General features: G+C 61.4%; 18 protein-coding genes. 9 read left to right on the top strand and 9 right to left on the bottom strand.

Features of this window, described 5'->3' with window-relative positions; all coding sequences use genetic code 11:
* Positions 1 to 34 precede the first annotated feature (34 nt).
* Positions 35 to 1,141, top strand: coding sequence for an HD-GYP domain-containing protein (locus ABDB87_RS17020; protein ID WP_345929269.1), 1,107 nt, complete (start codon positions 35 to 37; stop codon positions 1,139 to 1,141).
* Between the two features lie 8 nt (positions 1,142 to 1,149).
* Here ABDB87_RS17020 and dnaQ read toward each other — a convergent pair whose 3' ends face one another.
* The 5 genes from dnaQ to ABDB87_RS16995 form a co-directional block, all read right to left on the bottom strand.
* Positions 1,150 to 1,860 carry a DNA polymerase III subunit epsilon gene (dnaQ, locus tag ABDB87_RS17015; protein WP_345929267.1) on the bottom strand — a complete coding sequence of 237 codons (711 nt, stop codon included), beginning with the start codon at positions 1,858 to 1,860 and terminating at the stop codon, positions 1,150 to 1,152.
* Positions 1,857 to 2,633, bottom strand: coding sequence for a triose-phosphate isomerase (gene tpiA, locus ABDB87_RS17010; protein ID WP_345929265.1), 777 nt, complete (start codon positions 2,631 to 2,633; stop codon positions 1,857 to 1,859). Before tpiA ends, dnaQ begins: the two co-directional genes overlap by 4 nt.
* A 69-nt stretch (positions 2,634 to 2,702) precedes the next feature.
* Positions 2,703 to 4,067: a DNA repair protein RadA gene (radA, locus tag ABDB87_RS17005; RefSeq protein WP_345929263.1), complete on the bottom strand. Its 1,365-nt coding sequence runs from the start codon at positions 4,065 to 4,067 to the stop codon at positions 2,703 to 2,705.
* The gene (gene alr, locus ABDB87_RS17000) at positions 4,067 to 5,134 is read right to left on the bottom strand and encodes an alanine racemase (RefSeq protein WP_345929261.1); all 1,068 of its coding nucleotides are present in this window, start codon (positions 5,132 to 5,134) and stop codon (positions 4,067 to 4,069) included. Before alr ends, radA begins: the two co-directional genes overlap by 1 nt.
* Complete coding sequence (locus ABDB87_RS16995) at positions 5,131 to 6,087, bottom strand: LysR substrate-binding domain-containing protein (RefSeq protein WP_345929259.1); 957 nt, start codon at positions 6,085 to 6,087, stop codon at positions 5,131 to 5,133. Before ABDB87_RS16995 ends, alr begins: the two co-directional genes overlap by 4 nt.
* Positions 6,088 to 6,254: 167 nt before the next feature.
* On the opposite strand from ABDB87_RS16995, the gene lplT reads away from it, so the two are divergent.
* Entirely contained in the window at positions 6,255 to 7,517 is a 1,263-nt protein-coding gene (gene lplT / locus ABDB87_RS16990) for a lysophospholipid transporter LplT (RefSeq protein WP_345929257.1), read from the top strand.
* Between the two features lie 47 nt (positions 7,518 to 7,564).
* Here lplT and ABDB87_RS16985 read toward each other — a convergent pair whose 3' ends face one another.
* From ABDB87_RS16985 to ABDB87_RS16970, 4 genes are read right to left on the bottom strand one after another with little or no spacing between them, the layout of a single operon-like run.
* Positions 7,565 to 8,359 carry a uracil-DNA glycosylase gene (locus ABDB87_RS16985; protein ID WP_345929255.1) on the bottom strand — a complete coding sequence of 265 codons (795 nt, stop codon included), beginning with the start codon at positions 8,357 to 8,359 and terminating at the stop codon, positions 7,565 to 7,567.
* 35 nt (positions 8,360 to 8,394) lie between these two features.
* The gene (gene rimI / locus ABDB87_RS16980; protein ID WP_345929253.1) at positions 8,395 to 8,841 is read right to left on the bottom strand and encodes a ribosomal protein S18-alanine N-acetyltransferase; all 447 of its coding nucleotides are present in this window, start codon (positions 8,839 to 8,841) and stop codon (positions 8,395 to 8,397) included.
* Positions 8,838 to 9,515 carry a tRNA (adenosine(37)-N6)-threonylcarbamoyltransferase complex dimerization subunit type 1 TsaB gene (tsaB, locus tag ABDB87_RS16975; RefSeq protein ID WP_345929251.1) on the bottom strand — a complete coding sequence of 226 codons (678 nt, stop codon included), beginning with the start codon at positions 9,513 to 9,515 and terminating at the stop codon, positions 8,838 to 8,840. Before tsaB ends, rimI begins: the two co-directional genes overlap by 4 nt.
* A gap of 38 nt (positions 9,516 to 9,553) precedes the next feature.
* Entirely contained in the window at positions 9,554 to 9,883 is a 330-nt protein-coding gene (locus tag ABDB87_RS16970; RefSeq protein ID WP_345929249.1) for a hypothetical protein, read from the bottom strand.
* Positions 9,884 to 10,065: 182 nt separating this feature from the next.
* Between ABDB87_RS16970 and ompR the strand changes: the two genes are divergently transcribed.
* The 7 genes from ompR to mnmC all read left to right on the top strand — a co-directional run bounded on the left by ompR (position 10,066) and on the right by mnmC (position 16,818).
* Positions 10,066 to 10,782, top strand: a complete 717-nt coding sequence (gene ompR, locus ABDB87_RS16965) for an osmolarity response regulator transcription factor OmpR (protein ID WP_345929247.1) — start codon at positions 10,066 to 10,068, stop codon at positions 10,780 to 10,782.
* A gap of 5 nt (positions 10,783 to 10,787) precedes the next feature.
* Entirely contained in the window at positions 10,788 to 12,110 is a 1,323-nt protein-coding gene (locus ABDB87_RS16960; protein ID WP_345929245.1) for an ATP-binding protein, read from the top strand.
* A gap of 57 nt (positions 12,111 to 12,167) precedes the next feature.
* Entirely contained in the window at positions 12,168 to 12,809 is a 642-nt protein-coding gene (locus ABDB87_RS16955; protein WP_345929243.1) for a septation protein A, read from the top strand.
* Positions 12,810 to 12,812: 3 nt separating this feature from the next.
* Positions 12,813 to 13,082 carry a BolA family protein gene (locus ABDB87_RS16950; RefSeq protein ID WP_345929241.1) on the top strand — a complete coding sequence of 90 codons (270 nt, stop codon included), beginning with the start codon at positions 12,813 to 12,815 and terminating at the stop codon, positions 13,080 to 13,082.
* Positions 13,083 to 13,128: 46 nt separating this feature from the next.
* Positions 13,129 to 13,914, top strand: coding sequence for a peptidylprolyl isomerase (locus ABDB87_RS16945; RefSeq protein ID WP_345929239.1), 786 nt, complete (start codon positions 13,129 to 13,131; stop codon positions 13,912 to 13,914).
* A 78-nt stretch (positions 13,915 to 13,992) separates the two neighbouring features.
* Positions 13,993 to 14,784 carry an enoyl-ACP reductase FabI gene (locus tag ABDB87_RS16940; protein ID WP_345929237.1) on the top strand — a complete coding sequence of 264 codons (792 nt, stop codon included), beginning with the start codon at positions 13,993 to 13,995 and terminating at the stop codon, positions 14,782 to 14,784.
* Positions 14,785 to 14,907: 123 nt separating this feature from the next.
* Complete coding sequence (mnmC, locus tag ABDB87_RS16935) at positions 14,908 to 16,818, top strand: bifunctional tRNA (5-methylaminomethyl-2-thiouridine)(34)-methyltransferase MnmC2/FAD-dependent 5-carboxymethylaminomethyl-2-thiouridine(34) oxidoreductase MnmC1 (RefSeq protein WP_345929236.1); 1,911 nt, start codon at positions 14,908 to 14,910, stop codon at positions 16,816 to 16,818.
* The last annotated feature ends 4 nt before the right edge of the window (positions 16,819 to 16,822 follow it).

Below are 16,822 nucleotides of genomic sequence, written 5' to 3'. Positions count from 1 at the left end.
TGCGCGGGCGTCTGTCAGAGGAGTCTCCTTCACCATGCATCGATCCAGGATTCACATCGACCAGCTCGAGCTGAATGCCCCCCTGCCCTGGAATGTGTTTGACGAGCACGGACAACTCCTGCTGTGCATGGGATTTCGCATTACACGCGAATCACAGCGGCAAGTCCTGGCAGCACGCGGTCTCTACGCCGAATCGCCTGTTGCACCGCCTTCCCGCACCCGGCCACCGAGTCAGGCGTACAGACCGTTTCAGGTCTGGCGCAGCATTCTGGATGAAACGGAAGTGCTGCTCGAAAAAATCCGTCTGCAGGAAGACTTTCCCGCGCAGCTTGCTTCGCTGTCCGGACTGATCCAGGACATGGCACGACGCAGTGCGGACACCGCACTTGCAGCGTTGATACTGAGCGATCAGCAGCGTTACCCCATCGCGCACAGCGCGCATGTTGCCGTGCTGTGCGAACTGGTCGCACAACGACTCGGGTGGCTTCCAGAGCGACGCCGCAGCCTGGTGTGCGCAGCGCTCACCCAGAACCTCGGCATGATCGATCTGCAGCTGAAGCTCTGTCGCCAGCGGATCGCGCCGTCTGCAACCCAGCGCGAAGAAATCCGGCGACACCCCAAACTCGGCCACGACATGCTGACGAGCGCCGGCGTAAGTGACGCGGTATGGCTGCGCGCGGTACTCGAACATCATGAGGCGCCGGGGGGAGGCGGTTACCCTTTCGGGATCACCACGCCGAGCGAGGAAGCATTGCTGATCCAGACTGCCGACACTTTCTCGGCCAAGGTCAGCCCGCGTGCCGCACGCAAGCCGGTGACCGCGTCGGAGGCCGCCCGGGCCATGTTTCTGGCCTCTACCGCCGATCAGCGCAATCCCGTCATCGCCGCGCTGATCAAGGAAGTAGGCATTTATCCGCCGGGCAGTTTCGTACAACTGGAAAACGGCGAAGTCGCACTGGTCCTCAAGCGCGGCAAACTCGCGCACGCGCCGGACGTGGTGAGCCTGCTGAGCCCGGCGGGCTCGTCATACGGCGCTCCCTTGCCAAGGAACACATCGCGCAAGGAATACGCCGTCACCCGGATGCTTGCGCGCGAGCAGGTGAAAGTTGAAATCGACCCGGAGCGCTACTGGACGAAGTAAGGCAGCGCTTACTCCGCCGCGGGCGCTGGCGGCAACCAGAGGCAGTTTGCCTTCTTGGCAATCTCCGCGAGTACCGTCGCGTGACCGGCAAGTTCTTCATCGTTTGCGCGAAGCACGCGCAGACCACGACTCCTGACCTCGACCTGCAACTCGCTGGTATTCGACTCCTGTGCAGGCGCCTCATCCCAGATCGAAAGGCTCTCCTGACCACGCGTCATGGCCAGATAGACCTCGGCCAGCAACTCCGCGTCAAGCAAGGCGCCGTGCAGGGTGCGGTGCGAGTTGTTGATGCCGTAGCGGTCACACAGGGCGTCCAGCGACGCTTTCTTGCCAGGGAACATCTCCTTGGCAAGCTTCACCGTATCCAGCACCTCGGGACAAAGCACCGTGACCTTCGGCCGACCGATCCGATCCTGCTCCATGTTCAGGAAGCCGGTATCGAAAGCGGCGTTGTGAATGATCAGCTCTGCACCCGTCACGAAGTCTTCAAACTCTTTCGCAACAGCCTTGTAGAGCGGCTTGTCCGCCAGAAACTCATCAGACAGGCCGTGAATCCGCTCCGAATCCCCCACCTCGCGCTGGGGGTTGAGATACACGTGGTAGGTCCGACCGGTCAGCCGCCGGTCGATCATTTCCACACACCCGATTTCGACAATCCGGTCCTGGCCGCCTCGCCAATCCAGACCGGTTGTTTCGGTATCGAGAAAGATCTGCCTCATGAGTTTGCCGGAACGATGGCCTTGAGCAACTCGCCATAGATGGTGACGAACTCCTGCGCATTGAGCGCGGCCGAGCCGATCAGGCCACCGTCAACATCAGGCATGGAGAAAATGGACGCTGCATTGCTGGACTTGACCGAACCGCCATAGACGATCGGCAGCTTTGCCGCGAAGGCCTTGTCGCGGATGGCAATGCGCTGGCGAAGGAATTCATGCTCGGACTGAACGATCTCGGGCGTGGCCGCGATGCCGGTACCGATCGCCCAGCGGGGCTCATAGGCGAGAATGATCTTGTCATGCGCCGTGCGGATATATCCGAACGCCGCATCAAGCTGGCGTGCCAGGACTTCATGAGTGCGCCCTGAATCGCGCTCCTCCGCGGTCTCTCCGACGCAGATCACCGGAATCAGGCCGGCATCAATGGCGGCGAGCGCCTTGCGCCCCATGAGGCCGTCATTCTCGCCCTGATACTGCCGCCGCTCGGAGTGGCCGATGATGGCGTAACTGCCGCCCAGCTCCTTGACCATGAGAGGAGATGTTTCGCCGGTATAGGCCCCCTGAAGATGGTCGGAAACGTTTTGCGCGCCAAAGCCCAGATAAGTATCCCGGGTCAGCTCGGCGAGCTGATACAGATAGGGGAACGGCGGACAAACCGCGATGGAAACCTGCTCATGCAGACTCGGCACCGCAGCCAGGATGCCGCCGACCAGCGCCTTGTTGCTGGCAAGGTTGCCGTGCATCTTCCAGTTTCCGATCAGCCATTTTTTCTTCATCCGTATCCCCTGGTCGACGCTGTTTAAGATGCGGCGCGAGCTTACCCGCCAGTCAGCACTGAAACAAGTTCAAAATTCCCGCAGTGCAGTAAATGCATCTTCGATGCGATCCAGCGCAATCACGCGGATGCCCTCAATCGGCTGCCTGGGTGCATTGGCTGCCGGAATCATGGCGATTTCGAAGCCGAGCTTGGCCGCTTCCCGCAAGCGTTCCTGACCTCTCGGCGCAGGCCTGATCTCGCCGGCAAGCCCCACCTCGCCAAACGCCACAAGACGCGGAGGCAGCGCGCGGCCGGTCAGCGATGACACGATCGAGAGCGACACGGCCAGATCGGCGGCCGGCTCGGAGATTTTCACGCCACCGACCGCGTTGATGAAGACATCCTGGTCAGCGCATTGAATGCCTGCGTGGCGATGCAGGACGGCGAGCAGCATGGCCAGCCGGTTCTGCTCGAGCCCCACCGAAAGACGGCGCGGATTGCCGAATGCCGAATCGACCAGCGACTGCACTTCGACCAGCAGGGGGCGCGTCCCTTCCTGAGTCACCAGCACGCAGGACCCCGGCACCGGCTGCTGGTGCTGGGAGAGAAACAGTGCGGACGGATTCGAGACGCCGCGCAGACCCTTGTCGGTCATGGCGAACACGCCGAGCTCGTTCACCGCTCCGAAACGATTCTTGATGGCCCGCACCAGTCGGTAACTCGAATGGGTATCGCCTTCGAAATACAGCACGGTGTCGACGATGTGTTCCAGCACCCGCGGCCCCGCCAGCGCGCCGTCCTTGGTGACGTGTCCGACCAGTACCATGCTGGTCCCAGTCGCCTTCGCATGTCGCGTCAGTTGCGCCGCGCATTCGCGAACCTGTGCTACCGACCCGGGGGCCGACTGAAGCGATTCGGAATACAGCGTCTGGATCGAATCGATCACCACCACGTCCGGCTTGATGGTCTGCAGCGAAGCGACGATTTTTTCGAGAGAAATCTCGGGCAGCAGGGGCAAGTCACCTGCCTCGAGCTGAAGCCGTCGCGCGCGCAGCGCGATCTGCTCGGCCGACTCTTCACCGGATACGTACAAGGCCTTGCGCGTCGGAGCAAGCCGCGTCAGCGCCTGCAGCAGCAGGGTCGATTTGCCGATACCCGGATCGCCGCCGATCAGCACAACCATGCCGGGCACAAGTCCGCCCCCCAGCACGCGATCCAGTTCCTCGATCCCCGTCGGCTCGCGCGGAGATTCTTCGGGATTGATCTCCGAGAGTTTCTGCAAGCGCCCTGCTCCGGCCGCCAGCGCTGCAAAGCGCCCTCCGCTGCCCGCAGCGGGTTCGGCAACGCCCTCGACCAGCGTATTCCATTGACCACAGCCCGGACATTGCCCTTGCCACTTCGGGCTCTGAGCGCCGCATTCGGTACAGATATAAACGGTCTTGCCGCGTGCCATCAGAACTCGACAACCGGTACGCGCTGCGCCAGCGCACAGAACAGCTCATAGCTGACCGTACCCGCAGCAGCGGCCACCTCGTCCGCCGGCATGCCCTCGCCCCAGAGCGTGACCTCCGATCCGACTCCGGCATCAATCCCGGTCAGGTCACATGCCAGCATGTCCATCGAGACGCGTCCGATCGTACGCGTACGGCGACCATTCACCAGAATCGGCGTACCGGTATTCGCATGACGCGGATAGCCGTCGGCATAACCGCAAGCCACCGTGCCGACGCGCATCGGTCCGTCTGCGCGCAGGGTTGCGCTGTAGCCCACCGCATCACCCGCACCGATTTCCTGGACACTGATGATCCGGCTCGACAAGGTCATGACCGGCTTGAGGCCGATCGCAGCAGCCGACTCGATATCGGGAATCGGGGATCCGCCATAAAGCATGATGCCGGGCCGCACCCAGTCACGATGGCTTTCCGGATAACGCAGCAGCGCCGCGGAATTCGCCACGCTGACAGGCACGACCGCGCCGTGCACGGCATCGTCGAAAGAAGTGAGTTGCGCCTTGATCCCTTCCCCATCTGCGCAGGCGAAGTGCGTCATGACCGAAATCTGGCCCACCTTCCCGCTTGCGCGAAGACGTGCAAGCACCTGAGGAAGCCGTGCCGGCGAGAATCCCAGACGGTTCATGCCGGTATTCAGCTTGACGAACACATCCAGCGGATGGCTCAGTTCGCTGAGTTCAAGCATCCGCAGCTGCTCCTCGCCGTGAACGGCCGAGCTGATGCCGTATTCCGATGCAGCATGCAGGTCATCCTCCGCGAAAAACCCTTCAAGGAGGACGATGGGCTGACGAAAACCGGCATCCCGCAGCTGCACGGCCTCACCGATCTCAAGCAAGGCAAATCCGTCTGCCACGTCACGGACGGCTTCCGCGCAACGCAGGAGCCCGTGCCCGTAGGCGTTCGCCTTGACGACCGCCCAGGCCCGCGCGCCGGGAGCCCGTGATTTGGCAAGCAGGTAATTGTGTCGGAAGGCTGCCGTGTCGATCCGCGCGATGATCGGTCTGCTCATGAGTCGGCAACTCCGGACTGCGTCAGACCGGTTACTTCAGCAGGAGCCTGAGGCTTCACCTGCATGTTGCTGAACATGTTTACCGCGAACTCGGCAAAGGTCGAGTGCAGACGTGCGCGAAAACGGTCTTTCGGCACCAGCACGTTCAAGGAGGAGAACAGCCGGGGCTCAAGCGAAATGCCGACAAGCCCGCGATTGTTGTAATCATTGAGCGCGGCATTCGCCACGATCGCGAATCCGAATCCCTGTTTCACCAGATGCAGGATCGAAGGAAGCGAACCCAGTTCGCCACGACGATTCAGGGTTTCTGGCGCCACACCATTGCGTCGGAAGAAATCCTCGGCGAGCGCACGGATAGCCGCTCCCGGATCGCGATCGACAAACGGAAAACCCTGCAGGTCGGTCGCCTTGAGCGAGGTTGCGGAAGCCAGCTCATGGCCCTGGCGCACGATCACCTTGAGCTCATCCTGACAAGCCAGCGTGCATTCGAGTGTCGGATCATCCGACTGCTTTTCCACCAGCCCGACGTCGAGCTCATGGGCGGCCACCCGGTTCTCGATGTTCTCTGAGTTCGCCACGAATACTCGCGGAACAACCCGGGGGTGCTTCTTGATGAAGGCATCCAGCAGCATTGGAAGCCAGTAGCCCGCAATGGTCTGACTCGTCCCGATGGTCAGCACGCCGGTCAGCTCGTCCGTCAGCTCGGCTATGCGGGTTTCCATTTCGTCAGACAAGCCAAGAATGCGCTCCGCGTAGGCGAAAACGATTTCGCCTGCGGGTGTCAGGGTGACCCGGCCGTGCCCACGGTCCAGAAGACGCGTATTGAACTGCTCTTCAAGCTGCTTGATCTGGAAGGTCACCGCGGGCTGCGTCATGTACAGCGTCTCTGCGGCCCTCGTAAAGGAGCCATGTCTTGCAACAGCGTGAAAAACCTGAAGTCTGCGATCAGCCATATCGACCTCCCTGATAAAGGTTATTTATTATTGTACGCAAACTGCAATGGAGCGTCGATTGCGAAAGAACAAAGAATTCGCAATGTGTCTTGCACGAGGACTGGCAAGGCGACTGTGGTATAAACGCCCCCTCGACTGTCAATATGGCAGGTGACCAAAGGGCTTACATGGGTTTGGGCTTCTACATTGTCATGGCCGCGCAGTTTTTCTCTGCGCTGGCAGACAACGCGCTGCTGATAGCAGCCATCGCACTGCTCATGGACATGCATGCTCCTGCCGAGCAGATCCCGCTGCTGAAGTTTTTCTTCACCATCTCCTATGTCCTGCTCGCAGCCTTCGTCGGAGCCTTTGCGGACTCGATGCCGAAGTGGCGCGTGATGCTGATCAGCAACTCGATCAAGGTCGTCGGTTGTGCCCTGATGTTCCTCGACCTCCATCCGCTGCTCGCCTACGCAGTGGTCGGCCTCGGTGCTGCCGCTTACTCGCCCGCCAAGTACGGCATCCTCACCGAGATGTTGCCTCCGGCAAAACTGGTGATCGCAAACGGCTGGATCGAGGGCTTGACAGTGGGCGCGATCATTCTCGGCACCCTCCTGGGAGGCGCGCTGATCCACCCGGCGACCCTCCAGTGGATCAACAGTCTCCACATTCCTTCTCAAGGTCCGATCCTGAATACGAGCGTTGATCTGAGCGTGCTCTTCATCGGTCTGCTCTATGTGGTCGCCGCGATCTTCAACATGTATGTACCCGACACCGGCGTAGATCATCGGCCGCTGCGCAAGAATCCACTCTTTCTCGTGCACGAGTTCAATCACTGCGTGCGCCTGCTCTGGCGCGACAAGCTCGGCCAGATTTCACTGGCCGTAACCACACTGTTCTGGGGTGCTGGCGCGACGCTCCAGTTCATTGTTCTGGATTGGGCCAAGGTCAATCTGGGACTCACGCTTTCCCAGGCCACCAACATGCAGGGCGTCGTAGCGGTCGGGGTAGCTATCGGATCGGTGCTCGCCGCGAAGTTCATCAGCCTGCGGCACTCACCCCGGGTCATTCCGCTCGGCATCGCGATGGCTGTCGGCATCATGGCCATGATTTTCATCCGGCATGTACCGCTTGCCATGGTGCTGATGGTCGCAGTCGGCGCGCTCGCAGGCTTTTTCGTGGTGCCGATGAATGCCCTGCTCCAACATCGGGGCCACGTGCTGATGGGCGCCGGCCACTCGATCGCCGTACAGAACTTCAATGAAAACCTCAGCATCCTGATCATGACGGGCCTTTATGCCTTGCTGATCATGCTCGGGCTATCGGTCAATATCGTGATCGCGATGTTTGCGGTGTTCATGGCCAGCGCCATGTATCTGGTCAAGCGCAGACATGACGCCAACCAGCGGGAATATGACTCGGTCGCCTTGCTGGACGATCGCTGCCACTGAGTTGAAAGACGCGGCGTCGCCTGATTCCGATGGCGGCACGCAATGGGTCAGTCCGCGCTGGACGCACCACCTGATTCGGCAAGGCTGGAGGCAAAGCACATGTCCTCCCAGGCTCTCGCCTTGTCTGCAGGCGTACGCAGCAGATAGGCCGGGTGGTAGCTGACCACCACCGGAATGCCCTTGAAATCAAAGCGCTTGCCTCGGGCCGGGCCAATCTTGATCTCCCGCTCAAGCAGGCTCTGAGCAGCAGGACGCCCCAAGGCCATGATCATCCCGGGCTTCAGCAACTCGATCTGCCGATGCAGGAAAGGCAGACAGGCACGAATCTCTTCAGGTTCTGGCGTTCGGTTACCGGGTGGGCGACACTTGACCGCATTGGCGATATAGACATCTTCACCGCGGCGCTTGCCCATGGCGGCCAGCATCGCGTCCAGCAGTTTGCCCGCTGCGCCGACAAACGGCTCTCCCTTCGCATCTTCCTCAGCGCCGGGCCCTTCCCCGACAAACAACCATTTTGCCGACCGGTCCCCCACGCCCGGCACGGCCTGCTTGCGCTGGCGGTGCAGACCACAACGGGTACACGCCCGGATACTTGCCTCCAGCGCATCCCAATCCATGCTCGCAACGGAATCCTGCCCGGACACAAGCTCGGCCGGCCTTGCTTCGGCCTGAGCGGGCTGCAAGGGCGCGATCACAAGCGGCTTGCGCTCCACCCGGGGACGTTCCCTGGCCGGCGCTTCGGAAACCGGTGGCACAGCGGATGCCTCATGACTGACCGGAACAGCCGGCACCACCTCGTCATCGGTCTGTCCGCGCAAACGCCAGACGGGTCTGATCCCCATCTCGGCAAGCAGCCTGCTTCTTGTCGCGGTCGCCATCACAACACCGCGCTCATCACGAGGGCATCTTCACGCCCATGGTCCTCGGTGGCGTAATACGCCTTCCTGCGACCGATCAAGGCAAAGCCAAGCGACTCATAAAGAGCAATCGCCCGAGCGTTGGACGCCCGCACTTCCAGGAAGATGCTGTGTGCCCCTGCCAGGCGGGCTCTGCTCCAGATCCACTCAAGCATGCGCCGCCCATGACCTCGCCCCTGACACTCAGGCAACACACTCAGGATCAGCAGGTGCGCCTCATCAAGCACGCTCATGAAAACAGCCTGGGCCACCAGAACGCCCCCGGAACGCAGGATCCAGCCTGAGTTGCCCGCCGCCAGCGCGTCGGCAAAATTTCCGCGCGACCAGGGAGACCGGGCTGCAGCCTGCTCGCAGATCACGACCTCATCGAGATCCGACTCCAGCATCGGGAGAAACTCCTCGCTCATGCGCGTCCTCCAGCGGCCAGTCGCTCAGCAATGGTCTGCGCCACGCGGTCACGGACATACACGGGCGTGAGTCCGGCAGGATCGATCACAGCCCCGATCCGCGCCAACGCGAGGACTGCGCCGGCATCCGGCTGTGCAAAAACTGGCGCGTCATGCAGCCAGGCCTGACAGCCTTCCATGACTGAGGGATAAGCTGAAAAAGCCGTTCCCACCCCGTGCCAGTCTCCCTTACCAGGAAAGGGGGTCGCTGCAGGCGGAACACAGCAGGGAGCTACAACCTCCTGCCATCCAGCCGGGGAAGCCCGATAGGCCGCGACATAGACTTCGCTCATGCGTGCGTCCATCGCGCAATACACCTCGCTGAAGCCACTCCCCTCTGCCAGCGCAAGAAGGCTGCAGACCGGAACGATGCCGCATCCTGCCGCCAGCGCAAGCCCCTGAGCCACCGAGCACGCCAGCCTGACACCGGTAAAGGAGCCCGGTCCGGTTCCGCATGCTATCCGGTCGAGCCCCTTGAAGCTGGCGCCCGCTTCGTCCATCAGACGCCGGACGGCCGGAAGCAGTGTCGCAGAGTGCGCGGGCGGGCTCTGAAGTTGCAGGCTCGTGAGTTGTCCGTTCCATTGCAGGGCAACGGACGCGAGATCAGTGGAAGTTTCCAGCGCGAGAATGTTCATTTCCGCGCAATTCTACCGTAGCGCGGGCCGACTCACCCTCAACGACTGTAGTGCTCGCGCGCCGCCTCGCGCATCGTGCGTCGCAAACGCTCCCGCTCTTCGGGTTCGAGTCGCCGCAACGCGGGACCTCGTGGCCCCTGTGCATCCTCATCGCGAAAGTCCCGGCGAGCGCCTCCGCCGTCGCGCGGCGACTGCTCCCGCAGCTGCTCACGCATGGCCCGGAACTCGTCCCGCGACTCGCGCATCCTTTCTCGCCGGAGTTCCTGCATCTCCCGGGCCGGTTGCATGCGCTGCGGACGGTCGTCCCTCGCCCACGCCGGAGCGAGACAGGAGAGACCCAGCAGGAAGACAAGCAAACGACCGGACATGACACTCTGATTCCCGGGCCGACTCGGATCGCCCGCCCCTTGTTTCCATTATCACTTGTCCGAACGAGCCTGCCCTCACAAAATGTAAGCACATGTTGCAGGACGGCCCCATGCTCACAATTGCTCACCAAAGACCGGCAGGGATTGCTGACAGCCTGCCGGGCATTGCTTAGCATTCAGGCATGAATACAGACCGTCACAGAATTCTGGTTGTCGATGACGACAACAGACTGCGCAGCCTGCTCGAACGCTATCTCGAAGAGCAGGGTTTCGCCGTGAAAACCGTTCCCGATGCCGCGCAGATGGACCGGGCACTGGCGCGCGAGCATTTCGATCTGCTCGTGCTGGATCTCATGCTGCCGGGGGAAGACGGACTGTCGATCTGCAGGCGCCTGCGAGCTGCAGGCAGCGAGCTGTCCGTCGTGATGCTGACCGCCCGGGGAGACGAGGTGGACCGCATTGTCGGACTGGAGCTCGGAGCCGACGACTACCTGCCCAAGCCTTTCAACCCCCGTGAGCTGGTCGCGAGGATCCATGCCGTCCTCCGACGCCGGCCACGCGCCCTGCCTGGCGCACCGACTGCCGGCAATACGCTCGTGAGCTTCGGCGACATCGAAGTCGATCTGTCCACGCGCAGGCTGTCCCGCAAAGGCGAAAGCCAGGCACTGACGACGGGCGAGTTCGCCCTGCTCAAGGTGCTGCTGCAGCACCCGCGTGAGCCTCTTTCGCGTGACAAGCTGATGGAGCTGGCTCGAGGACGCGAATATGACGCGTTCGACCGCTCGATCGACGTTCAGATATCCCGGCTGCGGAAGCTCATCGAAGAAGACCCGGCCAAACCACGCTACCTTCAGACAGTCTGGGGGTTCGGCTATGTTTTCGTTCCTGACGGAAACTGAACCGGATGCGTTTCCCGTGGCCGAGAACCCTGCTCTGGCGAACCTTCCTGCTGATCGTCCTGCTGCTCGGCATCTCGCTTGCCGGCTGGTTCCAGATCTATCGGCAATATGTCATGGAGCCCAGAACGCGGCAGCTGGCGCAACTCGTGGTCAGCGTCGTCAATCTCACCCGGTCTGCCTTGCTCGCGGCCGATGCCGACCAGCGTCTCGCACTCCTGGCTGAACTCAATACGCTTGAAGGCATAAGGCTTTATCCCGCCGAGACTAACGATGCCCTCGTCGCACTGCCCGACGGTGCCACGATGCAGATCGTGCAGGAGCAGGTCCGCCGCCGGCTCGGCAACGACACCCGGTTTACCGGGGAGCTCTACGGACAATCCGGCTTCTATGTGAGCTTCCAGCTCGACGAAATGGATCCGGAGGACCAGTACTGGATCATGCTGCCGTCGGAGCGCGTGCGCCGCATCATGGCGACCCGCTGGCTCGGCTGGGGAGTCATCGCGATCCTGGGGTCCCTGGTAGCGGCCTGGCTTCTGGTGCTGAGCATCGGTCGGCCGCTCAAGGCGCTCGAGCATGCCGCACGCGCCATTGGCCGTGGCGAGCAGGTGCCGCCATTGTCCGAGCAGGGGCCGGAGGAAGTTGCAACGCTTGCTGCAGCCTTCAATCAGATGTCACGCGACCTCGAGCAGCTGGATTCGGACCGGGCGCTGATCCTTGCGGGCGTTTCGCACGATCTGCGAACGCCTCTGGCACGACTCCGGCTGGGGCTTGAGATGTCTGGCGCCCGTGCCGAGGACCTCGCCGCGATGAATGGCGACATCGAGGAAATGGACCGCACGATCAACCAGTTTCTGGACTTTGCGCGGGACCAGCATGCCGAACCCGAGGAATCCGTCGAGCTGCATGCCATGCTCGAGCAGATCGTCCAGGGCTACCGGAACCGCAATGCGAACGTGAGCCTGATCGGAACGGGCCACCTGGAAATCCGCATTCGCCCTCAGGCCGTACGACGAGCGGTGATCAACCTCATCGACAACGCACTCCGACATGGCGGAGCATTGCCTGCAATCGAGGTGTCGCTGCGCACTGCTGGCAAAATGGCTTCGATCTGTGTTGAAGACCGTGGTCCGGGAATTCCGGCCGAACAGGTCGAGCGACTCAAGCGTCCCTTCACGCAACTGGGTACGTCTCGCAGCAACGTGCAGGGCGCCGGTCTCGGCCTCGCCATCGTCGACCGGATCGCCCGCATGCACGGTGGCGGGCTGGACCTCCTGCCGCGCCCGGGTGGAGGACTGAGCGCGCTTGTGCGACTGCAGCGCAAGAGCTGAACTTACATCCGGACGGTCAATCCAACGCCGACCCCCTCGTTTATAATCCGCCGCCAAATGAAGCTATTTTTCGATTTCTTTCCGGTTGCGCTTTTTTATGCAACCTTCCAGTACGCTAGGGCGAACGCAGAGTATGCAGCTCTGAAAGCCACCGAATGGTTCGGGTTCATGGTGTCCGGTGGCGTCGTTGGTCCACGCGAAGCCCCTACCGTGCTCGCGACGGTCGTAGTCGTACTGGCCATCGCGGCGCAGATCGTCTGGCTCGTTGCGCGAAAGAAGGAAGTGAGCAAGGTCCTCTGGTTCAGCCTGCTCGCGGCCATCGTGTTTGGCGGCATGACTGTCTGGTTCCATGACCCGGCTTTCATCAAATGGAAGTTCAGCATCGTCTATTGGCTGATGGGCTTCTCCTTCTTGGTGAGTGCAAGATTTTTCGGCAAGAATCCGATCCGGGCACTGCTGGGCGAAAGCATCGAACTGCCCGGCAAGGCCTGGAACACGCTGAACACAGCCTGGGCGCTGTTCTTTATCGGCATGGGCGCGCTCAATCTGGTGGTGGCGTACAATTTCTCGGAGAATGCCTGGTTCAACTTCAAGCTGTTCGGCAGCATGGGGCTGACGCTGCTGTTTGCACTTGCCCAGGGCGTTTATCTTTCCCGCCACATGAAGCCCCAATCGCCGGACGACGGCAATTCGGCCTGATCCATGGAATTGATCGACATCATTCGCAGTCGGCTCTCGCCCCTTGAGCCTCTTGAGCTTGAAATTACCGACGACAGCCACCGCCACGCTGGCCATGCCGGTGCGCGCGCAGGAGGCGGGCATTTCGAGCTCCGCATCGTGTCTGTCGCGTTTGCCGGGCAGAACACGCTCGCTCGTCATCGCAGCATCCATGCTTTGCTGGCAGATCTCATGCCGTCCCGAATCCATGCGCTGGCCATCAGCGCACGCGCTCCGGAGGAATCCGGTTCCTGACCGGCCACTTCCACATTTCCACTCTGTTTCTCTTGCAGGAATCCCAATGAAAGCCACGTTGAGTTGTGTAGCAGCAAGCCTGATCCTGATTTCAAGCCTCGCAGGAGCAGCCGAACCGGCCAAAGCCATCGCCAAGGTCAATGGCGTCAGCATTCCTGCTTCGCTGGCCGATCTGATGGTCGCCGAGCAAGTCGCCCAAGGTGCTCCCAACAACGACGAACTGCGTCGTGCCGTCAAGGACGAGTTGGTCCGCCGCGAACTGCTCGCCCAGGAAGCCCGCAAGAAGGGGCTCGACAAGAAGCCCGAAATGCTCGTGCGCATGGACGTGGCGCGCCAGGGCATCCTGATCGGTGGCTACATCAACGACTGGATGCGCGCCAATCCGGTGGCAGAAGCCAAGGTTCGCGCCGAGTACGACGCGCGTGTCAAGAACATGGCCAGCACCGAGTACCGCGTTCGCCATATCCAGGTGGATACCGAAGACGCCGCCAAGGCATTGATTTCCAAGCTGCAGGCAGGCAGCCGCTTCGAAGACCTGGCCAAGGAATCGAACGACACTGGCTCGAAGGACAACGGCGGTGACATTGGCTGGGTATCGCCCAAGGGTGTTCCGGAGGCCATCGGTGCTGCCCTCCCCACCATCGAAAAGGGCAAGTTCTCCGCTGTTCCGGTCAAGAGCAACTTCGGTTTCCATGTGCTGAAGGTGGAAGATACGCGCCAAGCCGTTCCGCCGAAGTACGAGGAAGTCGCCGAAAACCTGCGTCGCGAGCTCGAGCAGCAAGCGCTGAGCAACTATGTGAACAGCCTGGTCAGCAAAGCCAAGGTTGAGTAATGCAGCGCTGAAGACGATTTTGCGGGTCGTCGCGAACGACCCGCTATAATCGCTCTTTTGAATAACCGGAGCACAAGAATGGGTTTTCTGGCAGGCAAACGCATCCTGATCAGCGGATTGCTGAGTGATCGATCCATCGCCTACGGGGTAGCCAAGGCCATGCATCGTGAAGGCGCGGAGCTCGCCTTTACCTATCAGAACGACCGTTTTGTCGACCGCGTCACGAAGATGGCGGGCGAATTCGGAAGCAGCAAGGTTTTCCCGTGTGACGTTCAGTCCGACGAGCAGATCGTCGCACTGATGGAAAACATCGGTGAGGCATGGGATGGCCTGGACGGAATCGTGCACTCACTGGCATTTGCGCCGGGCGAAGCGCTCAAGGGAGATTTCCTGGAAGGCTTTTCGCGCGACGCTTTCCGCACTGCACACGAAGTCAGCAGCTACAGCTTCGCTGCCCTGGCAAAAGCAGCACGTCCTCTGATGCAGGGTCGCAATGCCTCGCTCTTGACCCTGTCCTACCTCGGCGCTGTGCGTACGCTCCCCAACTACAACGTAATGGGCCTTGCCAAAGCCAGCCTGGAAGCATCGGTTCGTTACATGGCCAATTCGCTTGGCCCGGAAGGCATCCGGGTGAACGCGATCTCGGCGGGTCCGATTCGCACGCTGGCGGCTTCCGGTATCGGCAATTTCGGCAAGCTTCTGGCATTCAACGAGCGCAATGCCCCGCTGCGCCGCAATGTGACCATTGATGAAGTCGGAAATGCCGCGGCCTTCCTGTGCTCCGACCTCGCTTCCGGCATTTCGGCAGAGATCATGTATGTCGACGGCGGCTTCAACTCGGTTGCCATCGGTACAGATGAGCCGCTCTGAGCAGGATCGCTAGAATGAAACGCTGCCTTCAGGCAGCGTTTTTTTATGTCTGCAGGGAATCCATGAAGATCCCGCACGGTCTCATGAATACCTGCAGCCAACTCCCAGGAAAGACACGCCCTCGTGAGCTCCATTGCCCCAGCCCGCTACAGCCTCTCCGAAGAAGGCATCCCTCGCTCCGAAATCTATGAGGACGTCTATCACACGACATCCGGCGCGGTGGGACAAGCCCGGCATGTGTTTCTGGCAGGCAACGAATTGCCTCAGCGCTGGCAGATGCGAGAAGTCTTCACCATTGTCGAAACGGGTTTCGGCCTGGGCAACAACTTCCTAACCACCTGGCAAGCCTGGCGCGACGATGAGACGTCCTGCGCACGTCTGCATTTCATGTCGGTGGAAAAACACCCTTTCCTCAGAGACGACCTTGCGCGGGTCCTCGAGTCAACGCCTTTCCCCGCGGACATGAAAAACGCGCTGCTCGAGCAATGGCCACTTCCGCTCCCCGGATCGCACAGACTGGAATTCGACGGCGGTCATGTCGTTCTGACGCTGTTTTTCGGGGAGTGCGTCGAGGCACTCGAAAAAATCGATGCAAGGGCCGATGCATTGTTTCTTGACGGATTCTCGCCCTCCAAGAATCCGGAGATGTGGTCTGTCGAAGTCTTCCGCGCCCTCGCTTCGCTTTCCGATACCGACACCCGTCTGGCCACCTGGTCGGTTTCAGCCATGGTCCGGAACGGGCTTGCCGAGGCGGGTTTTGAAGTCTTTCGTGACGAAGGATTCACCGGCAAGCGCGAGATGCTTCGCGGCCGTTATCGCGGCGCCCGACCTCGCAAAGCCCCGCCTGCCCGACGCAAGGCTCTGGTTGTCGGCGCAGGCCTCGCCGGTGCGGCGATTGCAGAGCGACTCGCCGCACGGGATTTCGAGATTGAAATTCTCGAAGCACGGGAAGACATCGCACAAGGGGCATCGGGCAATCTGGCGGGTGCATTCCGCCCCCTGCCCAGCAAGGACGACAACCCGATTTCCCGCATTACGCGCGCGGGCTATCTCTATGGACTTCGCCACCTCGACATGCTGAGCCGGAACGAACATCCGGTACTGTGGGAAGCGTGCGGCGTACTCCATCTTGCACGCAGCGCCGAGCAGGAGACGAAACAGCGCTCGGTGCTGGACGCACGCCAGTGGCCGACAGCCTATGTCGACTGGATCAATGCTGCAGAAGCAACCCGCAAGGCCGGCCATACGGCGTCTTACGGTGGATGGTGGTTTCCGCAAGGAGGCTGGATACAGCCGCGCAGTCTGGTGGCCGCCAATCTGGCACAGGCCGGAACGCGGGCAAGACTTCGGGCGTCCACGAGTGTCGCGCGGATCAAGTTTCACGACGGGCACTGGCAAGCGCTGGCCGAAGATGGACACTGTATCGCGGAGGCGCCACATCTGATCCTCGCCAACGCACATGACGCCAAACGTCTTCTGGGCGCCGATTGGCTACCGTTACGGGCGGCAAGAGGACAGGTCAGCCATCTGCCCATGGCCCAGCTCGCGCCGCTCGGTGTCGTCGTCTGCGGACAAGGCTACATCACGCCAGGCATCGGAGGTCACGCGGCTTTGGGCGCCAGCTTTGTCGTCGATGATTTCGACCTCGCGCTGCGCGAAGACGAACATGCCGAGAATCTCGAAAAGCTGGGGCGCATGCTACCGGGCCTGCAGGAGCTGACAGCCAGCACGGAAATGGACGGCCGCGTCAGTCTTCGCCCGGTATCCATTGATCGCCTGCCGATGGTAGGACAGGCTCCTGCGACGATTTCCGGCCAAGGCTACAATCTCGGCACCCTGCCACGAACGGACGGGCTGTGGATGATTACCGGCTTTGGCGCCAGGGGTCTGGTCTGGAGCAGCATTTGTGCGGAACTGCTGGCGTCCCAGATCTGCGGGGAAGCCCTCCCGCTGGAGAGCGATCTGGTCGCAGCGCTGGACCCGGGTCGCTTCGTCATTCACCCGGTCGGCAACCGGAATTTGCCGGGCGACTAAACCG

The organism is Uliginosibacterium paludis, from assembly GCF_039631355.1.
GTDB lineage: Bacteria > Pseudomonadota > Gammaproteobacteria > Burkholderiales > Rhodocyclaceae > Uliginosibacterium > Uliginosibacterium paludis.
The sequence above is the reverse complement of the archived record's forward strand: the minus strand, read 5'-3'. Positions and strand labels throughout refer to the sequence as shown.